Genomic DNA, 23,994 nt, shown 5'->3' with positions numbered 1-23,994 from the left:
CGACCAGCGGGCCCGGGCCAGCACGCCTCGGTGCGGGCCCGGTTGCCCCAGGACTAATCGAACCAGCGGGCCCGGGCCAGCTCCTCGGTGCGGCTGAGGTCCTCCAGCAGCGCGGCCACCTCGAAGCGGCGGGACCAGTGGCCCGCCGCCCAGGACAGGCCCGCCGCCACGCCCTCCACCGTCGCGGCGTGCAGCGTGGCACCGGGTTCACCGGGGACGCCCACGTACCGCCAGTCCAGCTCGGTGCCGCCCTCGATCAGCAGCTCCTCGTGCTCGACGTACGACAGCGGCGCGTCCGGCAGCAGTTCGCGGACCGCCGCCGGGACCTCGTGCGTCTCGCCCTGCGAGGTCACCGGGGCCGGGTACGCCTCGCTCAGCCGCCGCACCTGGAACAGCTCCGCCAGGTCCGCCGCCCGCGCCGGGCGCACCGGCAGCAGGGCGCGGCCGTCCGCCTCGGCCAGCGGCATCAGGTCCGGCGCGTCGGCGACCAGCACCCCGTCCGCGTCGACCACCCGCGGCTCGCCGTCCACCACGGCGCGCAGCTCGTCCGGCAGCGTGACCTGATCGGGGTCGAGGTCGGCCAGCCAGCCGTAGAGCGCGTGCAGCTGGGCCGGGGTCACCGGGCGGTCCGGGTCGGCCAGCCGCGCCAGCAGTTCGGCCGCGCCGCCCGGTTCGTCCAGCAGCGCCGCCACCGACGTCCGTACGCCGAGCGCCCGCAGCACCTGCTCGTCCTCGAACCCGGCCGCGTCCACCGGCTCGTACAGCCCGGCCAGCAGCGGGTCGCCCCCGGCGGCGCGCAGCCCGGCGGGGCGGCGGCCGTCCAGCACCGGGTGGCCGCGCAGCCACCACGCGGTGTACGAGCGCACCGACTCCGTCGTGCCGTCCGGCAGCAGCACCCGCACCCGCTGGGTCAGGGCGTCGCGCAGCGGCGGCTGGGCGAGCATGGCCAGGGCGCGCGGCCAGGCGTCGTCGTCCACCAGGTCCAGGTCGCGCACGGCGACGATCTCGGTGGCCACCGGCGGAACCGGGGTCTCCGGCAGCCGGTCCAGCGCGTCCTCGCACCACACGTCCACGGCGTCCAGCACGCCGACGTCGTCGGGCTCGGCGAAGTCGCCCTCACGCGGCTCCAGCTCGTCCGGGTCCAGCACCACATCGGTGGCCCGGACCAGGGTGAAACCGGCCAGCACGCCCACGGCGGACAACGGCTGCTCGCCCCAGCGCTCGGCGAGGTCCGCGTCGCACGCGGCCAGCTCGCCCTCCCGCATCACCTGCTCGAAGGCGCCGCCGGGAAGGACCAGTTCACCGGCGGGCGCCAGCTCCCCGTCCTCGTCCGGCAGCGCGAGCGCGGCCAGCCACGGTTCGTCGCCGGGCGCCAGCCGGGCCTGCTGGACGAGGCCGAGGACGGTGTCGGCCAGGGTGTCCGGGTCCAGCGCGGCGCCGGGCGCCCCGCCTTCCTCCGCGAACGGGTCGTAGTCGTCCTCCGCCTCCAGCGAATGCGCGACGGCGGCCCGCACCTGGGGGGTCCGCAGCACGGCGCGCGGCGTGGCGGGGGTCGCGCCCAGCTTCTCCAGCAGCGGATGCGCGGCCTCCGGATGCGCGACCTTCAGGCCGAGACGGGCCAGGGTGCGGTGGGTCTCGCCCGCCGAACCGTCGCTCTCGGTCCCGGCGTCGACGTCCCCTCCATCTACGTCTCCCGGCAGCGGCAGCAGCACCTGCCGGGGCCCGATCGTCGTCCGGCCGTCCGCCAGCGGCACCGGCAGCCCGCTCAGCCGGTCCGGGTCGGTCCCGGCGAGCGCGTCGTACAGCCGCCGCCACCAGACCGGGGCGCGCTCGACGCCCGCCAGCCGGTCGATCACCTCGCCCAGCGGCACCCGGGCCACGTCCAGCGCCCGCAGCTCCTGGCGCCGCTCAAGACCGGCGGGCAGCAGCGTCGGGAACAGCTCCGCCAGCACCTCCACGGTCTCCGCGCCCGCGCCCTCCACGATCTCCGCGTCACGCGGGCGCAGCGCGTACGGCTCGCCCTCGAAGGTGCCGCGCGCGAGGATCGCGTCGTCCCAGCCGAAGCCCGCGTCCGCGTCCGGTGCCGCCTCCGGCTCCAGGGTGTCCGGCGCGGCCGCGCTCGGCAGGAACGGCACCCGCGGCAGCCGCTCCAGCACCCGCGCCCGCAGCTCCCCGTCCAGCTCGCCCTTGCCCAGCGGGCCCGGCACCAGGCCGATCGTGCCCGTCCCCACCGGGTGCCAGTCGCGCAGCAGCGTCGCGTACGCCTCGGCCGCGCGCTCCACCAGGAAGTCGGTGAGCGGGCCGGGCGCGGTGTGACGGCGGGTGGGCTCCAGCGGGAACGAGGCGATCAGCAGCGCGGGCAGCCCCAGCGGCTCGTCGGTCGGCGTCGGCGCGTGCACGACCGGGGCCGTCGCGGGCCGCACCGGCGCGCCCTCGGCGTCCACCGGCACCGCCCAGGTCACCGACCACATGGGGCGCAGCCGCTCCTCCACCGGGCGGTCGGCGAGCAGTTCCGCGTCGAGTTGGCCGCTGGCGCGCTCGGTGCGCCAGCGCGTCGTACGCCGCTCCGTGTCGCCGTGGTCGCTCTGATCTTCGATGACCGCGTACGGGTCCTCCTCGCGGCGCCGCAGCGTCCGTACACCCTCGACCGTCTCGACCACGACCTCGGCCAGCCCCGGCAGGGTCAGCAGCAGCGCGTCGTCGACCGCCGCCAGCAGCCGTTCCGCCACGTCCAGCGCGGCCCCGTCGCGCAGCGGCAGCACCACGACCGTGTCGTAGCCCTCCGGCGCGGAGCCCTCGGCGGGCAGCGGCAGCCGCAGCAGCGGTACGTGACCATCGCGGCGGCGCAGTTCATCGGCGAGGCCGGGGCTGCGCAGCGCCGCCTTGTGGGCCAGTTCGCGGGCCTCCGCCAGCGACCAGCGCACCCCGCCCGAACGGCCCACCACCGCGGGCTCGTCGCTCACCGCGAGCACCGCCGCGAACCCGACGCCGAACCGGCCCACGGCCCGCCCGGGGTCCTCGTCCCGCTTGGCCGACGCGCGCAGCGTGGACAGCGACTCGGCCCCGGCGGCGTCCAGCGGGGCCCCGGTGTTGGCGGCGACCAGCACGGCCGGTTCCCCGTCGGTCGCCGGACGCAGCGTCAGCCGCAGCCGCCCGGGCACGCCGAGCCGGGCGGCGGCGTCGGCCGCGTTCTGCGCCAGCTCCACGACCAGCCGGTCCCGGTGCCCGCCGAGCGCCAGGTCCTCCTCGGCGTTGGCGTCCTCCCGGAACCGGGCGGGCGACGCGGCCCAGGCATCCAGCACGCCGCGCCGCAGCCGCGCGGTCCCAAAGGGATCCGCGTCCTCGGTCGCGCCCCGCACCATCGCCGTGCTGCTCACGTATCGCCTCCGGGTCCTGTGGGTGCCACCACATTCCACATTGCTAGACCGCGAACGTACCCCTATCCGCCCCCCGCACGCGTCCCGCCCTCCCCACGGGAGCGCGCACGCGCGCGGGATGCGGACGGCGCGACGGCCGCGCCCCCGGGCCCGGGACGGCACCGCCTCGCGGACACGCGCCGGAGCCGCTCCGCGAGCCCGCGGCAGGGCAGCCGGTACGCCGGCGGGGCCGGCGGCTCGGCCGGGTGCTCAGCGCCGCAGCCGCCCTCGGCCCGGCGGGCGCGCCCCCGGACCCACGGTGGGCGAGCGTCCCGCGCCCGCAGCGGGCGCGGGCAGCGGGCGGTCCGGTGGCACGACCGGTGCGGGCTACGCGACCGGCTCGCCCGGGCCCAACGGCGCCCGGGGCGGCCGGGAGCCGAGGCGCCCAGGAGGCCGAGGGGCCCGGAGGTCCGAGGGGCCTGGAGGTCCGAGGGGCCTGGAGCCCGGAGGCCCGGGAGCCCGGAGGTCCGGCGGGCGCTGCGGGCTGGGGTCAGGAGTGGCCCAGTTCTTCCGCCGGGGCGTCCGGTTCCACGGAGCCGCCCGTGCGGTCCGGGTGGAGGGCCATGGGATCGACCAGCGTCTCGTCGATCACCGGCTCGGCCGGGCGGGGAGGCTTGGGCATGACCGCTGCCTCGGAGTGGGCGCCGCAGCCGTAGGCCAGGGAGACCACCCGGCCGTCCGCCGGACTGAACTCGTTGGCGCACACGCCGAACGCCTGCCGCAGCGAGCCCGCGAGCGGCATCAGGAAACCGCAGGTCACGCACGTGCCGGGGGCCGCCTGCGCCATGGGGGCCTTGGCGCCGTACGCCTCGTCCCAGCGGTCGGCGGCGACGTGCAGGCCGTAGCGGGAGAGCACCCGGGCGCGGCGCATGCCCAGCTCCTCGGCGAGGGCCGCGATGGTGCCGGTGACGGGCACGGCCGGTTCGGCGGATGGCGGACCGGCCGTCACGTCGGCCTCCTCCACCGCCGCGAGCTGCTGCATCTCCTCGGAGACGGCGGAGTTGGGCGGCGGGGCGTCCTCGCCCGAGTAGCCGGGCTCCAGGCGCAGGTCCTCGGCCTCGGTGGGGAGCAGATCGCCGGGGCCCATGTCACCGGGGCGGAGCCGCTCGCTCCACGGCACCCACTCCGGGGCGAGCAGCGCGTCGGAGCCGGGCAGCAGCACCGTCTCGGCCAGGGTGACGATCTTCGCGCGGGAGGCACGGGTGACGGTGACCGCCCAGCGCCAGCCGCGATAGCCGGGTTCGGCACTCTCGAAGAAATGCGTGACGACGCGGTCGCCCTCGGCGACCACCTCCACGTGCTCGCCCACCGTTCCGGGGTAGGCCGCTTCCGCCGCCGCCTCGCGGGCGAGTTCGACCGCCTCGGCGCACAGGCGGTCGGGGGTACGGCTCCGCATCGCAGCACTCACAGGATCGATTCTCTCTTCCACGCCGTCTCAGCCGTCGTCTGACGAGTGCGCCAGCCGTACGGCCGGACGGCGGGACTGCGGACGGAGCGGACCGTAGGACCGCGTCGACGTCCGCACCCGATCCGGCCTCGGGCGCACCTTGTACGTCCCATTCTGCGGGATAGCGACTCGGCGCATGGCCAGGAACGACCGTGGGTGGCGCGTAAAGCACGCTACCTTGTCCGGCCGCGCCGCCCCCACCCCCGTCTCATGTCCGGCGTTCGAGGAAGCACCCGCCGGAAGGTCGTTTTCGCTGGCCAGACCGGGGATGTGCGGGTGAGAGAAGAGGACGCCTTGGCCGGAAAGCCGTCGTAGGTCTCACGTTGCGGGCAGCTTGGCGGCACCATGGTCGGGTGGCAGGCACGCGGTTCCACGATGGCGGTCCGATCAGACGATCGGGCCGTCTGCTCGGCCGCGCGCTCCACTTGCCGTTCACCGCGACCGGCCGTGGCATCCGGCGGGCGACGCACGCCCATGGGGCGGGCGAGTCCGGGCTCGGCAAGCTGATCGAGCTGCACGCGGTCAACTCGGCCGGTGACATGCTGATCACGGTCGCCCTCGCCTCGACGGTCTTCTTCTCGGTGCCGACGGACGAGGCACGCGGCCGGGTGGCCCTCTACCTGGCGATCACCCTCGCCCCGTTCGCCGTCCTCACGCCCGTGGTCGGCCCGCTGCTGGACCGCGTCCCGCACGGTCGCCGCGCGGCGATGGCGGGCGCGATGCTGACCCGCGCGCTGCTCGCGCTGACCATGGCGGGCGCGGTGGCGGACGGCGACCTGGAACTGTATCCGGCGGCGCTGGGCGTGCTGGTGGCGTCCAAGGCGTACGGGGTCGTCAGATCGGCCGTCGTACCGCGGCTGCTGCCGCCCCGCTTCTCGCTGGTCAAGGCGAACTCCCGGGTGACCCTGGCCGGGCTGCTGGCCACCGGCGCGGCGGCCCCGGTGGGCGCCGGGCTGCATCAGCTGGGGCCGGGCTGGCCGCTGTACGGAGCGTTCGTGATCTTCATGGGCGGGGCGTTCCTGTCGTTCACCCTGCCGCACAAGGTGGACTCGGCGAAGGGCGAGGCCAAGGCGCGGCTGACCTCGGGCGAGCACCACTTCGGGCACCGGGCGTCCGGGCACCGGGCGGCGAGGCCGGAGGCCGTGCCCACGAAGGCGTCCAAGGTGGTGACGGTCGCCGCCCCGAGCCCGAGCCCGACGCCGAACCCGGGCGGGGACCCCCGCGGCGGCCGGTTCGGCCGGTTCGGCCGGTGGTTCAGCCGGGCGTTCGGCGGGCGCGGCGCCCGGAAGCCGGGGCTCCGGACCGTCGGCCCGTCCGTCCTGCACGCCCTCCAGGCCTGCGCCTCGCTCAAGGCGCTGTCCGGATTCCTCACCCTCTACCTCGCCTTCCTGCTCCGCGAGCATCCGGTGGGCGGGCTGTCCCCCGAGTTCTCGCTCGGCCTGGTCGCGGTCGCGGCGGGCGGCGGCAACGCGCTGGGCACGGCGATCGGCGCCTGGCTGCGGGCGCGCGGCCCGGAGCGGATCATCGCGGTGGTGCTGACCTCGGCCCTCGGCGTGATCGTCTTCTCGGCGGTGCTGTACGGCGCGCCAACAGTCGCCGCGGTGGCCGCCACCGCGGGCATCTCGATGGCGCTGGGCAAGCTGTCGCTGGACGCGCTGATCCAGCGGGACGTCCCGGAAGAGGTCCGCACGTCGGCGTTCTCCCGCTCCGAGACCACCCTGCAGATGGCGTGGGTTGCAGGCGGCGCGGTGGGCATCTCGCTGCCCCTGAGCGGGGTGGTGGGCATGGCGGCGGCCGCGACGATGATCGCCCTGGGTGTGGCCATGAGCGTCCGGGGGCTGCTGTCCGCCGCCCGGCACACCACCGCGCACCCCCGGGCGGCATGACGTGGCGTACCGCTTAGCCGCACCACGCCCGCTACGGCCTCCGACGCGCCGCCCCCGGGAAGCGGACCCAGGACGATGTGGCCCGTGCCGCTGATCCGCCACCCCGGCGCCGCGCGGCCGGACGGGCCCGATAGCCTGCCCGCATGACCGCTGCGCTGTTTTCCAGGGGCAAGGGCCGCCGGGCCACCACCGCCGCCTGCGCCGTTGCCCTCGGGCTCATCGCCCTCTCCGCCTGCGACAAGCCGACGCCGCTGGCGACGGTGACGGTCGGTTCGAGCACCGTGACGGCGGAAGCCAGCAAGGGCTGCTTCGGCGACGGCAAGAACCTCGCTCAGGCCACGTTCAAGAAGTGCCTGTCCGCCAAGCCCGCCGACACCGTCAAGGTGGGCGCCGGGGACAAGGTGCGGCTCGGGGTGGACCCGGAGATCGCCGAATCCACCTGGGGTCTGATCGCCAACAACCCGGTCATGGCCGAGGCGAGCAAGGAGACGTACCGCAGCTTCGACAGCGACCAGCTCTTCGCGCAGCAGAACCCGCAGACCGGACAGACCACCATGTCGAAGAGCGTGACCATCACGGTCGCCCAGCTCGGCGACGGCGGCTCCCAGGGCGTGAAGGGCATCTGGCGCTTCAAGCTCGAACGGGACAGCTGACGTCACGTCGCCCCACCGGTCCGACCCGCGGCACGACAGCCGGGAGGCGCTGATGCGCGTACTGATCGTCACCGCCGTCCCCGCGGAACGGGACGCCGTGGTGCGCGGATGCGGTACGTCCGACGCCGTTGACCCCGCCGAAGTCGCCGACGTCACCCAAGACGTCACCGAAGTCGCCGTGCCCGGCGGGGTGCTGCACCGGCTGCGGGCGGGCGGTCCCGGCGGGCCGCCGCTCACCGTCGACGTACTGGCCGCCGGGGTCGGCCCGGCCGCCGCGGCGGCGGGCACGGCCACCGCGCTGACGGTCGCGGCCATCCAGGGGGCGCCGTACGACCTCGCCGTATCGGCCGGTATCGGCGGCGGCTTCGCACCCCACGCGCCGCTGGGCTCCCTCGTGGTCGCCGACGCCATCGTCGCCGCCGACCTGGGGGCCGAAACCCCCGACGGTTTCGCCGCCGTCACCGACCTCGGCTTCGGGACCGTCGAACACCGGCCGCCGCCCGCGCTCGTCGCCGCCGTCGCTGGAGCTACCGGAGCCGTACGCGGCACCGTGCTCACCGTCTCGACCGTGACCGGCACCGCCGAGCGGGCCGCCGCGCTGCTGCGGCGCCATCCGCGCGCCGCCGCCGAGGCGATGGAGGGCTTCGGGGTGGCCGAGGCGGCCGCCGCCCAGTCCGTTCCCGTACTGGAGGTGCGGGCCGTCTCCAACGCGGTCGGCCCGCGCGACCGGGCGGCCTGGCGCATCGGCGACGCGCTCGACACCCTGGCGGCGACGTTCACCCGGGCCGTACCCGCCCTCCGCACGCCGGACCCGGACCTGGCCCCGGACCCGGACCGATACCTGGAAGGAAGCCAGCAGTGACCCCCCAGTCGGCGGCACAGCCGCTCTCGATCGCCTACTCGCCCTGCCCGAACGACACCTTCGTCTTCGACGCCTGGGCCCACGGACGCGTCCCGGGCGCGCCCTCGCTGGACGTCACGTTCGCCGACATCGACATCACCAACGGGATGGCCGAGCGCGGCGAGTCCGACCTGCTGAAGGTGTCGTACGCGGTGCTGCCCTGGGTGCTGGACGAGTACGCGCTGCTGCCGTGCGGCGGCGCGCTCGGACGCGGCTGCGGTCCGCTGGTGCTCACCCGGGAGCCGGGCGCGGCGAAGGACCTCGCGGGGAAGACGGTCGCCGTGCCGAGCGAGCGCTCGACCGCGTATCTCCTCTTCCGGCTGTGGGCCGCCGCCGAGGTGCCGGGCGGGGTCGGGGAGATCCGGGTACTGCCGTTCCACGAGATCATGCCCGCGGTACGGGACGGTCTGGTCGACGCCGGACTCGTCATCCACGAAGCCCGGTTCACCTATCAGAATTACGGCCTGCACCGCCTCGCCGACATGGGCGAGCACTGGGAGCTGACCACCGGACTGCCCATCCCGCTCGGCGCGATCATCGCCAAGCGCTCGCTGGGCACGGAGCGGCTGCGGGAGCTGGCCGAGACGATCCGTACGTCGGTCCGGATGGCCTGGGACGACCCGGAGGCGTCGCGTCCGTACGTCCTGGAGCACGCCCAGGAGATGGACCCGCGCGTCGCGGACCAGCACATCGGGCTGTACGTGAACGAGTTCACCGCGGACCTCGGCGAGGACGGCTACGCGGCGGTGCGCGGACTGCTCACCCGCGCGGCGGCCGAGGGACTCGTACCGCCCCTCGGCCCGGACGCGCTGGAATTCGCCTAATTCCGTTCGCTTTTACGTTCGCCTTTACGCTCGCTCAACGGCGCTCGCGCCTCATACGTCGAGCTGGTCCGCCACCGCCCGCAGCATCCCCGCGATCTTGTGGCCATGTGTCTTGTCGGGATAACGGCCCCGCTCCAGTTGCTGCGTCACGTTCTCCAGCAGCGTGGTCAAATCCTGGACGATCGACGCCAGCTCATCCGGCTTGCGCCGCTGGGCGGCCGCCACGGACGGTGCCGGGTCGAGAAGCGTTACCGAAAGCGCCTGGTCACCGCGGTTTCCCGCGACGACACCGAATTCAACGCGCTGCCCCGGCTTCAGCGACTCCACGCCTTCCGGGAGCACCGACGAGTGCACGAAGACGTCACCGCCGTCATCGCGGGAGAGAAAGCCAAAGCCCTTCTCACTGTTGAACCACTTGACCTTGCCGGTAGGCACGTCTGTCCTCGTCCTCGTCGCTCGTCGGAAAACACGGAAAAACAGCTCTGGATAGCACTACAGCGGGTCGTAAGACCCGCCACCACCAAGGCTAATGGTCCCGAGCCTGGTGACAAGACGTACCCGGGTGGTTCCGGGTGGTTGGTATGCGCGCTCTGGCACCGATCTACCCTGGAGCGGTGAGCAACGAAACCCCGCGCCCTGGAACCACCGATATCGCCCCCGGCGACCGGCTCGTCCGCATCGGCGTGATCGTCTTCGCCATCGGCGCGATCGCCACCCTCGCGACCGTCGCGCCCCTGTTCCTGGGCGCCGATCCGCTGCCGTCGGTGGCGTACTTCGTCTGCATGCTGATGGGCGTCGGCTTCGCCCTCGCGGCGGCCGGGATGCTGCGGTCGATCGCGGCACAGCGGCGGGAGGCCGCACGGGTCAACCGCGCGGCCCAGTCGTAACGGCCCAGTCGTAGCGGCCCAGCCCCAGCGGCCCAGTCGTCAGGGGCGCTACGCCGCGGTGTGGCCCTCCAGCCACGCCGGGAACGCCGTCAGGTCGTCGAGCACGACGTCCGCCCCCGCCTCGCGCAGTTCGTCCGCGGCGCACGGCCCCGTGGCGACCGCCACCGACAGCGCCTCCGCCGTCCGCGCTCCCCGTACGTCACCGGTGTGATCGCCGACGTACACCGACGCCCCGTACTCGCGCAGCGCCTCCGCCTTGGCCTCCGCCCACAGCCAGCCGACGACCGCGTCCGCCTCGATGCCCAGATGGGTCAGGTGCAGCTTCGCGTTCGGCTCGTGCTTCGCCGTGACGACGATGGCGCGCCCGCCCGCCCCCTGCACCGCCGCTATCGCCTCGCGGGCGCCGCGCATGGCGAGGGTCGGGGCGATCGCGAACTCCGGGTACAGCGACCGGTACAGCTCCCCCATCTCCTCGATCCGCTCATCCGGGAACCAGTGCGCCAGCTCCTGTTCCAGCGGCGGGCCGAGCCGGGTGATCGTGAGTTCGGCGTCGATGTAGGTCCCGGTCCGGGCGGACAGTTCCTCGTAGGCGGCCTTGATGCCGGGGCGCGAGTCGATGAGCGTCATGTCGAGGTCGAAGCCGACGGTCAGGGCGGGAGTGCTCGATGCAGCCATGCCCGTCATTGTGCCTGGCCCTTGCATACACTAAGCGTCGCCTAACCTGCGCCGACCTCACGCGCGAGAACCGAACGACCGAACGGAACCGATGTCTGCCGACCGGGCCAGCAGCCGAAGTCCCAGAGCCGCGTTGGTCCGGCGCCGCGTCGGCTGGACGGCCGCGGCCGTCGTCGCCCTCCTCTTCGCGGTGCTGCTCAGCCTCGCCCTCGGCAGCCGCCCGATCGCGCCGAGCCAGGTCGTGGGCGCGCTGCTGCACGGGGGTACGAGCGATGCCGCCGACATCGTCCGGTCGCTGCGGCTGCCGCGTACCGTCATCGGCCTGATGGTCGGCGCGGCGCTCGCCATGGCGGGCACCGTGATGCAGGGCGTCACCCGCAACCCGATCGCCGACCCCGGCGTGCTCGGCACCAGCCAGGGCGCCTCGGTGGGGGTCGTGCTCGCGATCGCCTTCGCCGGGGTGCACACGCTCTCCGGGTACGTGTGGTTCGCCTTCGCGGGCGCGGGCCTCGCCTCGGTCGCCGTCTACGCCATCGCCGCGGGCGGGCGGGGCGGCGCGAGCCCGGTCAAGCTCGCGCTCGCCGGGGCCGCCGTCAACGCCCTGCTGGTGTCCGTCACCTCGGGCGTGCTGACGACGAAGGCCGCGGCGCTGGACGAGTTCCGGTTCTGGCAGGTCGGCTCGCTGGCGGGGCGCGACACCGACATCGTCGGCCAGATCTGGCCGTTCCTGCTGGTGGGCACGGTGCTGGTGGCCTCGGTCGCCCGCGGCCTGGACGCGCTGGCCCTCGGCGAGGACGTCGCGAAGGGGCTCGGCCAGAACATCGCGGTCGTCCGCGTCCTCGCGGCCCTCGGGGCGACGGTCCTCACCGGCGTCGGCGTCGCCGCCGCGGGCCCGATCGCCTTCGTGGGCCTTGCCGTACCGCACATCGCGCGCGCGGTGGTGGGCACGGACCACCGCTGGGTCCTGCCGATGGCCGCCCTGATCGGCCCGGTGATGCTGTTGATATCGGATGTGGTGGGGCGTCTCGTCTTCCCGCCGAGTGAGGTCCCGGCGGGTGTGATGACGGCCCTGATCGGCGTCCCGTTCCTGGTCACGCTGGTGCGGCGCAGGACGGTGACGGCATGAGCCCGGCTGACGGCACCGGCGGGGGCACCGCCGTACGGGAGCGAACCGCCGTACGGGCGCAGACCACCGTACGGGTCCGGCCCCCCGGCTACGGCCTCCTCCGCACCGGCCCCCGCGCCTCGTTCCTGCTGCACCGCCGCGCCGCCCTCGTCGCCCTCGCGCTGACCGCCGCCACAGCGGCCGTATGCGTCGCGTATCTGTGCCTCGGCGAGAGCTTCATCGCCCCCGGTGACGCCGTGAAGGCCGTCCTGCACACCCAGTACGGCATCGGGCGGCCCACCCCGAACGACCTCGTCGTCGGCACCCTCCGCCTCCCCCGTATGACCCTCGGCCTGCTGGTCGGCGCGGCCTTCGGCATCGCGGGCGCGCTCATCCAGACCGTGGCCCGCAACCCGCTCGCCAGCCCCGACATCATCGGCGTCACGCAGGGCGCGAGCGCGGTGACGGTCGGGGCGATGACGTACGGCGTGACCGCCTTCGGCGTGCTGCCGTACGTCTCCGTCGCGGGCGGCCTGGCCGCCGCCGCCCTCGTCTACGTCTTCGCCTGGCGCGGCGGCCTCCAGGCCACCCGCTTCGTCCTCATCGGCATCGGGGTCGCCGTCGCGCTCCGTTCCATCACGCAGCTCTTCCTCACCAAGGGCGACTATCTCGTCGCGCAGCAGGCCAAGGTGTGGATGACCGGTTCCCTCAACGGGCGCGGCTGGGACGTGGCCACCCCGCTCGGCTGGGCGCTGCTGTTCCTGCTGCCCGCCGTCCTGTGGGCGGCGCGGGCGCAGCGCACCGTCTCGATGGACGACGACACGGCGACCGCGCTGGGCGTACGGCTCGGACGGGTCCGGCTCGGGCTCGCCACCCTCGGCATCGTCCTCGCCGCGATGGCGACGGGCGCGGCGGGCCCGGTCGACTTCGTGGCGCTGCTCGCGCCGCAGATCGCCCGCCGGATGACCCGTACCGCCCAGATCCCGCTGCTCTGCTCGGCGCTGACCGGCGCGTTCATCGTCGTCGCCGCCGATCTGCTGGCGCGCAAGGCGTTCGCGCCGACCGAACTGCCGGTGGGGGTGCTGACCGCCGCGGTCGGCGCCCCGTATCTGATCTACCTGCTGCTGACGTCCGGCGGACGGCGCCGCAGCGGCCGCAACGGAGGCACCACGGCATGACCGCACCCGCATCCGCATCCGCACCCGGATCCGCGACCGAGGCCGAGGCCGAGGCCGAGCCCGGCAGGCTCGCCGCCCGCGAACTGACCCTCGCCTACGAGGACCGGACCGTCGTGGACGGCCTCGACCTGGTGATACCCGACGGCGAGGTCACGGTCATCGTCGGCCCCAACGCCTGCGGCAAGTCCACCCTGCTGCGCGCCCTGGGCCGCCTCCTCAAGCCGCGCGGCGGCGCCGTGTTCCTCGACGGGACGGACCTCGCCCGCATCCCCACCAAGAAGATCGCCCAGTCCGTGGGACTCCTCCCGCAGACCCCCGTGGCGCCCGACGCGATCACCGTCGCCGACCTCGTCTCACGCGGCCGCCAGCCGCATCAGCACTGGTGGCAGCAGTGGTCGGAGGAGGACGAACGCGCGGTCGGCGACGCGATGGAACGTACGGATGTGGCGGCGCTCGCCGACCGGCTGGTGGACGAGCTGTCCGGCGGCCAGCGGCAGCGCGTCTGGATCGCGATGGCGCTCGCGCAGGAGACCGGCCTGCTGCTGCTGGACGAGCCGACGACGTACCTGGACATCTCCCACCAGGTGGAAGTGCTGGACCTGGTCCGCCAGCTCAACCACGAGCGCGGCCGTACGGTGGTGGCCGTCCTGCACGACCTCAACCAGGCGGCGCGGTACGCGGACCACCTGATCGCGATGAAGGCGGGGCGCGTCGTCGCGCGCGGGCGTCCGTCGGAGGTGGTCACGGCGGAGCTGGTGCGGGAGGTGTTCGGGCTGGAGTCGGTGGTCGTACCGGACCCGGTGACGGGCAGCCCCCTCGTCGTCCCGGGCGCGCCGTGGCGGGCGGCGGGGATGACGGACGACCCGGGGGTGGCGGACGACGCGGGGGTTGATGCCGCGCCGGACGCGTCGGTGACGGCGGAGCGCGACTAGCGGCGGCGGCCGGGCGGAGCGGCATGCTTCAGCTGTGCGGGGCGGGCTGACGGTTCAGCCCCGGCGGCGGGCCCGCCACACCAGGAAGAGCACCGTGGCGACGGCCGCTCCGCGCACGACCACCGGCCAGGTCTCGGTGAGCACGTCCTTCATCCCGTTCTCCGGGATCCGGTCGCCCCACTTGCCGCTGGTCCGGCCCCACAGCCAGACCATCGCCCCGGCCGCGACCAGGCCGGGCATGCCCATCACCGCCCACTTGGCCTCGGCGCGGGACAGCTTGCCGGTGGCGTACGTGAGCACCCAGCCGAAGCCGAGCAGGACGATGTTGCCCATCACGGCGCCCGCGATGAGCAGCGCGATCGCGAGCAGCAGCACCGGGCTGAGTCCCGCCGCCCAACCGGCCCGGGCCGCCTTGCCGGTGTCGCCCTCCGCGGCGGCGGACTTGCCGGGGCCGAGCAGGGCGCGGCGCAGCAGGCCGCGCCGCCGCGGCCCCTTCTCCGCCTCGGCGGCCTCGGCGGCCTCTTCCGCCTCCTCCTCCGCCCGCTTCTCGGCCTCCTGCTTCTCCCACTTCTCCCGCTGCTCCTGCTCGGCCGTCTTGCCGCTGCCGAGCAGTTCGGGCAGCTCGACGCCGCCGACGAAGCCCTCGACGAAGCCGAACTGACCGTCCGGGTGCTCGGGCTGGGCGAACGGGCCCGGCTCCACCTGCCACCAGTCGGGGTTGGACTCGCGCGGGCCCAACTCGTCCTCGCTCGCCAGATGGGGCCCGGACCAACGGCGGGGGGCCGGGGGCGCTTCGGGGGTGACGGGCGTGTGTTTGGCGAAGGAGACCGGGGTGTCGCCGCCCGGCGTACCGTTTGACCCGTTCGGCCCGCTCTGCCCACTTGGCCCGTTAGGTCCGCTTGGCCCGTTCGGCTCGCGCGGCGAGGGGACCTTGTTGCTGAGCCCGGTGCGCTCGGCGAGCCCGGCCAGCTTGTCGCGGGCGGCCCGCGCCGCGCCCGAGGTGCGCGTACCTCCGCCGACCGATTCACCGCCGTCCCCGCCCTCGGCACCCTCCCCACCGGAAGGCCGCCCGCCCGCCGCGGCGACCACCTCGGCGGGCGTACCCAGCTTGGACAGAATCCGCTTCACCCCGGCAGCGCTGTCCGAGCCGCCCGTCGACCTCCGGTGGTCGATATCGGCCCGCAGCCCGGAGACCAGCCGCATCCGTTCACCGGACGGCAGGCCCTGCTGCTGAGCCAGGTCCCCGACACGGCTCAGATAGTCGTAGACGAGCTTTTCGCTCTCGATCCCCACCAAGACCCCTGAGAATGCGCACGGTCGGCCTGCCAGACGGCTCCGACGGTACCGTGCGGAGGCTGGATTCCGCCGCACCCCCGACGTCCGGCACCCCCCGGGTACTGTGGATCGAATGAGCAGCTCGCGTAACCGGGAGGCATGCGTGACCGCAGGGACCGGCCCAGACGCCAGCGGCCGCGCGGCACCCCGCACCCTGGCCGAGGAGCTGCGCACGCGCCCCGACGAGGCGCTGGCCGCCCTGCTGCGCGCCCGCCCGGACCTGCTGTCCCCCGTCCCGGGCGACCTCACCCAGCTCGCCACCCGAGCGGGCACCCGCGCCTCGGTCGTCCGAGCGGTGGAACGGCTCGACCGCTTCGCCCTCCAGACCGCCGAGGCCCTGGCGGTCGCCCCGGACCCCTGCCCGTACGAGACCCTGGCCGCCCTGATGACGGGCGATCCCACCCCAGACGGCACGCCCACCGCCGCCGCGCTCCGCGACCGAGTCGCCGCCGAGCTGCCCCGCGCCGTCGCCACGCTGCGCGCGCAGGCGCTGGTCTGGGGCGGGGACGACCGGCTGCGGCTCGTCCGTACCGCGCGGGAGCTGCTGGCGCCCTCACCCGCCTCGCCGTCGCCGACCGGGCTCGGGCCCACCGTGCACGAGGCCACGGCGGGGATGTCACCGGGGCGGCTGCAGGAGCTGCTGGCGGCGGCCGGGCTGGCGGCCACCCACGATCCGGTGACGGCCGTCGCCGCGTTGACCGAGCTGTTCAACGACCGCGACCGGATGGCCGCGCTGCTCGCCGGGGCACCCGACGACGCGGCCGCCGTGCTCGCCAAGCTGACCTGGGGCCCGCCGTACGGGGAGGTGTCCGTCGCCTCCCCCACGCCACCCGTCGCCTGGCTGCTGGACCGCGGTCTGCTGCTGCCGTCCGGACCGCGCAACGTCGTCCTCCCCCGCGAGGCCGCCCTGCATCTGCGCGGCGGCCGCGCCCACCGCGCGCCCGAGCCGGTGGCCCCGCCGCTGACGTCCGCCGCGCAACACGATCCACAGGCTGTGGACAAAGCCGCGGCGGGGCAGGCTTTCACCGCGCTGGCCACCGTCGAGGAGCTGCTGGGCGAATGGGAGAGCGCGGGCCCGCCCGTGCTGCGCGCGGGCGGGCTGAGCGTGCGCGACCTCAAGCGGTCCGCCGTCGCGCTCGACGTCTCCGAGCCGGTGGCCGCCTTCTGGATCGAGCTGGCGTACGCGGCCGGGCTGCTGGCCTCGGACGGCGAGACCGACGAGCGGTACGCGCCCACCCCCGCGTACGACGACTGGCTGCGGCTGCCCGCCGAGCAACGCTGGGCCGCGCTCGCCACCGCCTGGCTCGCCGCGACCCGCGCGTCGGGCCTGGTCGGCGGCCGCGACAACCGGGGCCGCACCCTCTCCGCCCTCGGCGCCGACCTGGACCGCTCCCCGGCCCCCGAGGTCCGCCGCCGGGTCCTCGAACTCCTCGCCGCCCTCCCGCCCGGCGCCGCACCCGACCCGGATGCCCTGCTGGCCCGCCTGCGGTGGGAACGCCCGGCCCACCGAGGCCCGGCGGGCGCGGCGGGGGCCAGGGGCGCCGGGGGTACGGGCGCATCGGGCTCCGCGAGCGGCAGGGGCGCCGCAGCAGCGGGAGCCGCCGGAACAGCCGGTGCCGGAGCGGCCGGTGCCGGAGCGGCGGGAGCCACGGGACGCGCCGGATCCAGTGCCGCGGGCGACGGGGTTACAGGAACCGCCGGGACCTGGGGCGCCGGGAGCTGGGGCACCGCCGGGGCCGCGGGGCTGACCGCGCCCTCCGCCCCCTCCCCCACCACCCGGGACGATCTACGGTCGCGGCTGGCGCGCTGGACCCTCAGCGAGGCCGAAATGCTCGGCGTCACGGGACGCGCCGCGCTCTCGGCCCACGGCCGCGCGCTCCTGGGCCCGACAGCCGAAGCGATGGCCCCGGCAGCCGGAGCCGCCGCCACAATCCCCGGCACGCCACCCGCCGCCGCCCCCGGGGCACCCGCCACGACCCCCGCCGAGGCCGCCGCGCTCGCCGCCGAGGCGGCGCGGCTGCTCGCCCCGCTCCTCCCCGAGCCCCTCGACCACGTACTCCTCCAGGCCGACCTGACCGCCGTCGCCCCCGGCCCGCTGGAGCGGCCGCTCGCCGACGCGCTCGGCATCCTCGCCGAGGTCGAGTCCAAGGGCGGCGCGACCGTCTACCGATTCACCCCCGCCTCCGTACGCCGCGCGCTCGACGCCGGGCAGGCCGCCGACGACCTGCACACCTTCCTCGCCGCGCACTCCCGCACCCCGGTGCCGCAGCCCCTCTCGTACCTGATCGACGACGTCGCCCGTAAGCACGGCCACCTCCGCATCGGCGCGGCCTCCGCCTATCTGCGCTGCGACGACGAGGCGCTGCTCGCGGAGATCCTCGCCGACCGCCGCTCCGCGGGCCTGCGGCTGCGCCGTCTCGCCCCCACCGTGCTGGCCGCCCAGGCACCGCCGGACGCGCTGCTCGAGGGCCTGCGCGGCATGGGCTACGCACCGGCCGCCGAATCCGCCGAGGGCGATGTCCTGGTCACCCGCGCCGAAGCCCAGCGCACCCCGCCCCGCGCGGCCCCCGCCCCGGTGCCGGACGGCCCGCCCGTTCCCGACACCACCTTGCTGGGCGCGGCGGTACGTGCCATCCGCGCCGGGGACCTCGCCGCGACCGCGCCCCACAAGCCCCCGGTCACCGCTCCCGAAGGCGCCACCGCCACGACCACCACCGACGGCCGCCTCCCCCGCACCACCTCCGCCGACACCCTCGCCACCATGCAGGCCGCGGCCCTCACCGGCTCCGCCGTCTGGATCGGTTACGTCAACGCGGACGGCGCCGCCAGCCAGCGCGTCATCGCCCCGGTCCGGGTCGAGGGCGGCTACGTCACCGCGTACGACCACACCGCCGACGAGGTCCGTACGTACCCCCTCCACCGCATCACGGGCGTCGCGGAACTGGCCGACGAGCCGGGCTAGGGGGTACTGCGCCGCCGCTGCCACCAGTGGTGGCGACGCGGGTGGAGGGCGTGACCGAGGCGGCGGCCGATCAGGAAGTAGCCGAGCAGGGCGCCCGACGTGTTCAGGATGACGTCATCGATGTCGAAGGCCCGGCCCTCGACGATCGCGCCCTGAGCGATCTCGACCAGCACCATCACCAGCGACGTCACCAGCACCACCCGCACCGCGCCCCGCGCCTTCGGCACGAGCACCGGCAGCAGCACGCCGAAGGGCGCGCCGAGCAGCACGTTGCCGCCGATCTGCTTCACCGTGTCCCGGATGGCGGGCTGGTCAAGGTAGGCGCGCAGCGAGTCGCCCGGGCGCAGATTGGTGTGCACGAGATCGCTGGACCCCGGCGACGGCACGAGCGTGGCCTTGGCGAGCGCCGCCGCGAACCCGACCATGCAGACGAACGCCAGCAGCAGCACCAGGGTGCGGGCGACACGGGAGCCGAACGAATCACGCTGCAACGGCGCCTCCGGCGCCTTCTTGCGGGAGACGCGCTGGGACGTCCTCTTGGCCGCGGCCTTGGCCCCGCCGTTCGGGGCGGCCTTGGGCTTGGCCGTCGCCGTGGCCTTGGGCTTGGGCTTGGGCTTGGGCTTGGGCTTGGCTGTGACCCTGGCCTTGGGCTTGGCCGTCGCCCTGGGCTTGGCCGAGACCTTGGGCACACCCTTCGCCCCGCCCCTCAACCCACCCCCCGGCCTCCGGCTCGTCGCACTCCGCCAGCTCTCCCACCAAGCGACGCTGACCACAGGGACCGACCTCCCGCTGTCGTTCTGGCCTCCTGTGCTCCCGGTTGCCCCTAGCCGTGCGGAGTATCCCTGTGGCCCTCCGCCCAGCCCGGCCGATGAGGGACACTAGGTCTTTGGCCCCGGCAACCCGATGGCCCCGAGGGCCCCGATGGCCTCTGGCGACACGAAAGGACTCAGGCGCGTGAACGGACCGCTCATCGTCCAGAGCGACAAGACGCTCCTGCTCGAGGTCGACCACGAGCAGGCCGAAGCGTGCCGCCGCGCCATCGCGCCCTTCGCCGAGCTGGAGCGCGCGCCGGAGCACATCCACACCTATCGGCTGACCCCGCTCGGTCTGTGGAACGCCCGCGCCGCCGGGCACGACGCCGAGCAGGTCGTGAACGCGCTCGTGGAGCACTCCCGCTACCCCGTACCGCACGCCCTGCTCGTCGACGTCGCCGAGACGATGGCCCGCTACGGGCGGCTGCGCCTCCTCAAGCACCCCACCCACGGGCTGGTCCTGGAGACCAGCGACCGCCCGGTGCTGGAGGAGATCCTGCGGTCGAAGCGGGTCCAGCCGCTGGTCGGGGCCCGTATCGACCCGGACACGGTCGTCGTCCACCCCTCCGAGCGCGGTCAGATCAAGCAGACGCTGCTCAAGCTGGGCTGGCCCGCCGAGGACCTGGCCGGTTACGTTGACGGCGAGGCGCACGCCATCGACCTGCACGAGGACGGCTGGGCGCTGCGCCCCTACCAGAAGCAGGCCGTCGAGGGGTTCTGGCACGGCGGCTCGGGCGTCGTCGTCCTGCCCTGCGGCGCCGGAAAGACGCTGGTCGGGGCGGGTGCGATGGCCACCGCCAAGTCGACCACGCTGATCCTGGTCACCAACACCGTCTCGGCCCGCCAGTGGAAGCACGAGCTGATGCGCCGCACCTCCCTCACCGAGGAGGAGATCGGCGAGTACAGCGGTACGCGCAAGGAGATCCGCCCGATCACCATCGCCACGTACCAGGTGCTCACCACCAAGCGGAAGGGCATCTACCCGCACCTGGAGCTGTTCGACTCCCGCGACTGGGGCCTGATCATCTACGACGAGGTGCATCTGCTGCCCGCGCCGGTCTTCAAGTTCACGGCCGACCTCCAGGCGCGGCGCCGCCTCGGCCTGACCGCCACGCTCGTACGGGAGGACGGCCGCGAGTCCGACGTCTTCTCGCTCATCGGCCCCAAGCGCTTCGACGCGCCCTGGAAGGAGATCGAGGCGCAGGGCTACATCGCGCCCGCCGACTGCGTCGAGGTCCGCGTCAACCTCACCGAGACCGAGCGGCTGGCGTACGCGACCGCCGAGACCGAGGAGAAGTACCGCTACTGCGCCACCACCGCCTCCAAGCAGCGGATCACCGAGGCGCTGGTGGCCAAGCACAAGGGGCAGCAGACGCTGGTCATCGGCCAGTACATCGACCAGCTCGACGAGCTGGGCGAGCATCTGGACGCGCCCGTCATCAAGGGCGAGACGACGAACGCGCAGCGCGAGAAGCTGTTCGACGCCTTCCGGGAGGGCGAGCTGTCCGTCCTCGTCGTCTCGAAGGTCGCCAACTTCTCCATCGACCTCCCCGAGGCCACCGTCGCCATCCAGGTCTCCGGCACCTTCGGCTCCCGCCAGGAGGAGGCCCAGCGCCTCGGCCGAGTGCTGCGCCCGAAGGCCGACGGCCACCCTGCGGTCTTCTACTCGGTGGTCGCGCGCGACACGATCGACCAGGACTTCGCGGCCCACCGCCAGCGCTTCCTGGCCGAGCAGGGGTACGCGTACCGCATCGTGGACGCCAGCGCGCTGCTCGCGGACGAGGACGTCTGACGCGGCCCGGTTCGCCGCCTCCATCCGAACCCGACGCGGGACCCGAACCCGTCCCGCCCCCGCCCCGCACCCGCACCCGCACCCGGGCCGACGTAAATCATTCGCGGCCCGTACACGCCCTGGCTACAATCCCCCGTCTTGCCGCCTCCCGCTCGGGAGAGCCGTCGGCCGGACGGAAACCGGCTGGCATCTCGTACGTACCGCAACTCTGCTTCGTGTACCCGCCGGAGGCTACGCCGTGCCCTCGCACGCCCCTGAGCACGCCCTTGACCAGCCAGAACCACCCCTGTCCGACCCGCTCGCGCGGGAACGCGCCCACCTCGGCGCCTCCCGTGCGGCCCTCCGCGCCATGCGCGCCGACGTCGAGGCCCTCGACCTCCGGGACGTCGCCGCCAACTGGGTCAACGCCGAGGCCCTGCACCACCAGGTCAGCGAGCGCATCAAAGCGCTCGCCGACCTCTCCCACACCCCGCTCTTCTTCGGCCGCCTCGACTATCTGCACGCGCCGGGCGCCGACGCGGCAGAGGGAGCCGAGGGGGAGTCCTTCTACATCGGCCGCCGCCACGTACACGACGGCGACGGCAACCCCATGGTCATCGACTGGCGCGCCCCCGTCTCACAGCCCTTCTACCAGGCGTCCAAGAAGGCCCCCATGGACGTCGGGCTGCGCCGCCGCTTCGGCTACACCGGCGGTGAGTTGACCGCCTACGAGGACGAAAAGCTCTCCGACCCGGACGAGGCGGAACAGACCAGCAAGCTGCTCCAGTCCGAGATCGAACGGCCGCGCGTCGGCCCCATGCGGGACATCGTCGCGACGATCCAGCCCGAGCAGGACGAGATCGTCCGCGCCGGAATCGGCGGCACCGTCTGCGTCCAGGGGGCGCCGGGTACCGGGAAGACGGCGGTCGGCCTGCACCGGGTCGCGTACCTCCTCTACGCGCACCGCGAGCGGCTGGCCCGCTCCGGCACCCTCGTCATCGGCCCGAACCGCTCCTTCCTCCACTACATCGAGCAAGTGCTGCCCGCGCTGGGTGAGTTGCAGGTCGCCCAGGCCACCGTCGAGGACCTGGTGGCCCGCCCCGCCACCGGCGTCGAGGTGCGCGGCGCCGACTCCGCCGACGTGGCCCGTATCAAGGGCGACGCCCGCATGGCCGAGGTGCTGCGCCGGGCCCTGCGTTCGCACGTCACCCCGCCCACCGAACCGTGCGTCGTGGTCCGCGGCTCGCGCCGCTGGCGGGTCCCGGCGTACGAGATCGAGGAGACCGTGGCGGAGCTGCTGGCCCGCGACATCCGCTACGGCGCCGCCCGCGACGCCCTGCCGCAGCGCATCGCGCACGCCGTACTCGTCCGCATGGAACAGGCGGGCGAGGCCCCCGACGACCGCGTGCAGGACGCGGTGGCCCGCAATCCCGCGGTGAAGGCGGCCGTCAAGGCCATCTGGCCGCCCGTCGACCCGGCCAAACTCGTGCTCCGCCTGCTCTCCGACGCCGACTTCCTGGCCGCCCACGCGGACGGCGTCCTCGACGCCGACGAGCAGAAGACCCTCCTGTGGGCCAAGCCGCCGCGCAGCGTGAAGTCCGCGAAGTGGTCCCCGCAGGACGCGGTGCTCATCGACGAGGCCGCCGACCTCATCGAACGCACCCATTCCCTCGGCCATGTGGTCCTGGACGAGGCGCAGGACCTGTCCCCCATGCAGTACCGCGCCGTCGGCCGCCGCTGCACCACCGGCTCCGCCACGATCCTCGGCGACCTGGCCCAGGGCACCACCCCCTGGGCCACGGACAGCTGGCAGGAGGCCCTCACCCACCTGGGCAAACCCGGTTCCGCCGTCGAGGAGCTGACCCAGGGCTTCCGGGTGCCGCGGGAGGTGATCGCGTACGCGTCGCGGCTGCTGCCCGCCATCGCGCCCGGCCTGTCCGAGGCCACCTCGATCCGCGAGGCGGCGGGTGACTTCTCCGTACGGGCCGTGGCGGCCGCCGACTTGGACGCGGCGGTCATCACCGCCTGCCGCGAGGCCCTGTCGCACGAGGGCTCGATCGGCCTGATCGCGGCCGACGCCCGCCTCCCGGCTCTGGCCGCCGCCCTCGCGGCGGCGGGCCTGAGCCACCTCTCCCCCGGCGAGGAGACCAGCCCCGAGGCCCGGCTGACCCTGGTGCCCGCGACTCTGGCGAAGGGTCTGGAGTACGACTACGTGGTCCTGGACGAACCGGCCGCCGTGGTCGACGGCGAACCCGACGAACGCACGGGCCTGCGCCGCCTGTACGTGGCCCTGACCCGGGCGGTCTCGGGCCTGACGGTGGTCCACGCGGCGCCACTTCCGGAGCGGCTGGTGGCGTAGAACCTGCGGGTGCGTGGGGGTGGGAGCGCCCCACGGTCACCCACCACAACCCGGCGGCGGGCGACCGGCGGGGGCGGGAGTGGGAGTGGGCCCGCCCCCGTGCTCTAAAGGCCTCAGCCCACCGGCACCGGCGCGTCGAGCGCGATACGCCACTGCCCCACGGCGGCCGCGTCCACCGAGCCGTGCCAGCCGCCGGGGCGGGCCGCGCTGCCGATGTGGAAGGCGGTGATGCCCGCGGCGCGCAGTTCGGGGAGGTGGTCGAGGCGGAGCCCTCCGCCGACCATGATCCGCGCCTCGTACCCCGCCGCACCGGCCCGCTCGGCCTCGTCCCGGAGCGTCGGCAGGCCGTGGTCGACGCCCTGGGCCGACCCGGCGGTGAGGTACGTGTCCAGGCCGGGCAGCCCGGCCAGCTGCCGACGGAGCACGTCGCGGTCGGCGGCGCGGTCGATGGCCCGGTGGAACGTCCAGCGGCTCTCGTCCACGCCCGCCCCGGCGCCGATGACCTCGACCAGCGTGGAAACGGCAGCGAGATCGGCCAGACCGTCGGCGGCCAGAAAGCCGAGCACGAACTCATCCGCGCCCTCCGCGTGCAGCGCGGCGGCCTGACGGCACAGCGCGTCGACGGCCGCGGCGTCCCCCGCCGCGAACCCATCGGACGCACGGAGCATCACCCGCACTGGCAGATCCACCGCCGAACGGACGGCGGCGAAGGTCTCCCGGGAGGGCGTCAGCCCATCGGCGGCCATGTCGGTGACCAGCTCAAGACGGTCCGCCCCTCCGGCCTCTGCCGCGATCGCGTCCTCCGTATGGAGGGCGATAACCTCGAGAATTGGTCTAGACATGCCGCATAG

The 23,994-nt window shown here is 74.5% G+C and carries 18 protein-coding genes; 11 read left to right on the top strand and 7 right to left on the bottom strand.

Annotated features, from left to right (window positions below; all coding sequences use genetic code 11):
- Positions 1–53: 53 nt before the first annotated feature.
- Together ACZ6CL_RS08490 and ACZ6CL_RS08485 are read right to left on the bottom strand one after the other, a co-directional pair.
- Positions 54–3,362 carry a sacsin N-terminal ATP-binding-like domain-containing protein gene (locus ACZ6CL_RS08490; RefSeq protein WP_468933334.1) on the bottom strand — a complete coding sequence of 1,103 codons (3,309 nt, stop codon included), beginning with the start codon at positions 3,360–3,362 and terminating at the stop codon, positions 54–56.
- 544 nt (positions 3,363–3,906) lie between these two features.
- Entirely contained in the window at positions 3,907–4,812 is a 906-nt protein-coding gene (locus ACZ6CL_RS08485; RefSeq protein WP_468933332.1) for a DUF3027 domain-containing protein, read from the bottom strand.
- 404 nt (positions 4,813–5,216) lie between these two features.
- Between ACZ6CL_RS08485 and ACZ6CL_RS08480 the strand changes: the two genes are divergently transcribed.
- From ACZ6CL_RS08480 to ACZ6CL_RS08465, 4 genes are all read left to right on the top strand, one after another.
- Complete coding sequence (locus ACZ6CL_RS08480) at positions 5,217–6,749, top strand: MFS transporter (RefSeq protein WP_468932780.1); 1,533 nt, start codon at positions 5,217–5,219, stop codon at positions 6,747–6,749.
- A gap of 143 nt (positions 6,750–6,892) precedes the next feature.
- Positions 6,893–7,402 carry a hypothetical protein gene (locus tag ACZ6CL_RS08475; protein WP_468932779.1) on the top strand — a complete coding sequence of 170 codons (510 nt, stop codon included), beginning with the start codon at positions 6,893–6,895 and terminating at the stop codon, positions 7,400–7,402.
- A 52-nt stretch (positions 7,403–7,454) separates the two neighbouring features.
- Complete coding sequence (locus ACZ6CL_RS08470; protein WP_468932776.1) at positions 7,455–8,264, top strand: futalosine hydrolase; 810 nt, start codon at positions 7,455–7,457, stop codon at positions 8,262–8,264.
- Positions 8,261–9,127: a 1,4-dihydroxy-6-naphthoate synthase gene (locus tag ACZ6CL_RS08465; RefSeq protein ID WP_468932775.1), complete on the top strand. Its 867-nt coding sequence runs from the start codon at positions 8,261–8,263 to the stop codon at positions 9,125–9,127. Before ACZ6CL_RS08470 ends, ACZ6CL_RS08465 begins: the two co-directional genes overlap by 4 nt.
- Before the next feature lie 51 nt (positions 9,128–9,178).
- Here the strand turns inward: ACZ6CL_RS08465 and ACZ6CL_RS08460 are convergent, their stop codons facing one another.
- On the bottom strand, positions 9,179–9,562 hold the full coding sequence (locus ACZ6CL_RS08460; RefSeq protein WP_468932772.1) for a cold-shock protein: 384 nt from the start codon (positions 9,560–9,562) through the stop codon (positions 9,179–9,181).
- Between the two features lie 179 nt (positions 9,563–9,741).
- Here ACZ6CL_RS08460 and ACZ6CL_RS08455 point away from each other — a divergent pair, with 179 nt between their 5' ends.
- The gene (locus ACZ6CL_RS08455; protein ID WP_468932769.1) at positions 9,742–10,014 is read left to right on the top strand and encodes a hypothetical protein; all 273 of its coding nucleotides are present in this window, start codon (positions 9,742–9,744) and stop codon (positions 10,012–10,014) included.
- A 48-nt stretch (positions 10,015–10,062) separates the two neighbouring features.
- On the opposite strand, the gene ACZ6CL_RS08450 is transcribed toward ACZ6CL_RS08455, so the two are convergent.
- Positions 10,063–10,698 (bottom strand): HAD family hydrolase, encoded by a 636-nt coding sequence (locus tag ACZ6CL_RS08450; RefSeq protein ID WP_468932766.1) that lies wholly within the window; start codon positions 10,696–10,698, stop codon positions 10,063–10,065.
- A gap of 82 nt (positions 10,699–10,780) precedes the next feature.
- Here ACZ6CL_RS08450 and ACZ6CL_RS08445 point away from each other — a divergent pair, with 82 nt between their 5' ends.
- The 3 genes from ACZ6CL_RS08445 to ACZ6CL_RS08435 are packed head-to-tail and all read left to right on the top strand — an operon-like array spanning position 10,781 to position 13,904.
- The gene (locus ACZ6CL_RS08445) at positions 10,781–11,815 is read left to right on the top strand and encodes a FecCD family ABC transporter permease (protein WP_468932763.1); all 1,035 of its coding nucleotides are present in this window, start codon (positions 10,781–10,783) and stop codon (positions 11,813–11,815) included.
- Complete coding sequence (locus tag ACZ6CL_RS08440; RefSeq protein ID WP_468932761.1) at positions 11,812–12,972, top strand: FecCD family ABC transporter permease; 1,161 nt, start codon at positions 11,812–11,814, stop codon at positions 12,970–12,972. Before ACZ6CL_RS08445 ends, ACZ6CL_RS08440 begins: the two co-directional genes overlap by 4 nt.
- Positions 12,969–13,904: an ABC transporter ATP-binding protein gene (locus tag ACZ6CL_RS08435; protein ID WP_468932759.1), complete on the top strand. Its 936-nt coding sequence runs from the start codon at positions 12,969–12,971 to the stop codon at positions 13,902–13,904. The genes ACZ6CL_RS08440 and ACZ6CL_RS08435 overlap by 4 nt, the downstream gene beginning before the upstream one ends.
- A 54-nt stretch (positions 13,905–13,958) precedes the next feature.
- On the opposite strand, the gene ACZ6CL_RS08430 is transcribed toward ACZ6CL_RS08435, so the two are convergent.
- Positions 13,959–15,197, bottom strand: a complete 1,239-nt coding sequence (locus tag ACZ6CL_RS08430; RefSeq protein ID WP_468932756.1) for a hypothetical protein — start codon at positions 15,195–15,197, stop codon at positions 13,959–13,961.
- A 115-nt stretch (positions 15,198–15,312) separates the two neighbouring features.
- On the opposite strand from ACZ6CL_RS08430, the gene ACZ6CL_RS08425 reads away from it, so the two are divergent.
- On the top strand, positions 15,313–18,201 hold the full coding sequence (locus ACZ6CL_RS08425; protein WP_468932753.1) for a helicase-associated domain-containing protein: 2,889 nt from the start codon (positions 15,313–15,315) through the stop codon (positions 18,199–18,201).
- Here the strand turns inward: ACZ6CL_RS08425 and ACZ6CL_RS08420 are convergent.
- Entirely contained in the window at positions 18,198–18,890 is a 693-nt protein-coding gene (locus tag ACZ6CL_RS08420; RefSeq protein ID WP_468932751.1) for a VanZ family protein, read from the bottom strand. The genes ACZ6CL_RS08425 and ACZ6CL_RS08420 overlap by 4 nt on opposite strands.
- 265 nt (positions 18,891–19,155) lie before the next feature.
- Between ACZ6CL_RS08420 and ACZ6CL_RS08415 the strand changes: the two genes are divergently transcribed.
- Together ACZ6CL_RS08415 and ACZ6CL_RS08410 are read left to right on the top strand one after the other, a co-directional pair.
- Positions 19,156–20,805 (top strand): DNA repair helicase XPB, encoded by a 1,650-nt coding sequence (locus ACZ6CL_RS08415; protein WP_468932749.1) that lies wholly within the window; start codon positions 19,156–19,158, stop codon positions 20,803–20,805.
- Positions 20,806–21,043: 238 nt separating this feature from the next.
- The gene (locus ACZ6CL_RS08410; RefSeq protein WP_468932746.1) at positions 21,044–23,143 is read left to right on the top strand and encodes a HelD family protein; all 2,100 of its coding nucleotides are present in this window, start codon (positions 21,044–21,046) and stop codon (positions 23,141–23,143) included.
- A 113-nt stretch (positions 23,144–23,256) separates the two neighbouring features.
- On the opposite strand, the gene ACZ6CL_RS08405 is transcribed toward ACZ6CL_RS08410, so the two are convergent.
- Positions 23,257–23,985 (bottom strand): copper homeostasis protein CutC, encoded by a 729-nt coding sequence (locus ACZ6CL_RS08405; protein WP_468932743.1) that lies wholly within the window; start codon positions 23,983–23,985, stop codon positions 23,257–23,259.
- Between the last annotated feature and the right edge of the window lie 9 nt (positions 23,986–23,994).

The sequence above is a fragment of the Streptomyces sp. NPDC041200 genome (assembly GCF_055591805.1).
This window is presented reverse-complemented; position numbering and strand designations above follow the sequence as displayed.

What these genes read in the sequence shown, in the direction of transcription:
- ACZ6CL_RS08490 (WP_468933334.1), bottom strand. Translation starts at nt 3,362, where the DNA reads ATGGTGCGGGGCGCGACCGAGGACGCGGATCCCTTTGGGACCGCGCGG.
- ACZ6CL_RS08485 (WP_468933332.1), bottom strand. Translation starts at nt 4,812, where the DNA reads ATGCGGAGCCGTACCCCCGACCGCCTGTGCGCCGAGGCGGTCGAACTC.
- ACZ6CL_RS08475 (WP_468932779.1), top strand. Translation starts at nt 6,893, where the DNA reads ATGACCGCTGCGCTGTTTTCCAGGGGCAAGGGCCGCCGGGCCACCACC.
- ACZ6CL_RS08470 (WP_468932776.1), top strand. Translation starts at nt 7,455, where the DNA reads ATGCGCGTACTGATCGTCACCGCCGTCCCCGCGGAACGGGACGCCGTG.
- ACZ6CL_RS08450 (WP_468932766.1), bottom strand. Translation starts at nt 10,698, where the DNA reads ATGACGGGCATGGCTGCATCGAGCACTCCCGCCCTGACCGTCGGCTTC.
- ACZ6CL_RS08445 (WP_468932763.1), top strand. Translation starts at nt 10,781, where the DNA reads ATGTCTGCCGACCGGGCCAGCAGCCGAAGTCCCAGAGCCGCGTTGGTC.
- ACZ6CL_RS08440 (WP_468932761.1), top strand. Translation starts at nt 11,812, where the DNA reads ATGAGCCCGGCTGACGGCACCGGCGGGGGCACCGCCGTACGGGAGCGA.
- ACZ6CL_RS08435 (WP_468932759.1), top strand. Translation starts at nt 12,969, where the DNA reads ATGACCGCACCCGCATCCGCATCCGCACCCGGATCCGCGACCGAGGCC.
- ACZ6CL_RS08425 (WP_468932753.1), top strand. Translation starts at nt 15,313, where the DNA reads ATGAGCAGCTCGCGTAACCGGGAGGCATGCGTGACCGCAGGGACCGGC.
- ACZ6CL_RS08405 (WP_468932743.1), bottom strand. Translation starts at nt 23,985, where the DNA reads ATGTCTAGACCAATTCTCGAGGTTATCGCCCTCCATACGGAGGACGCG.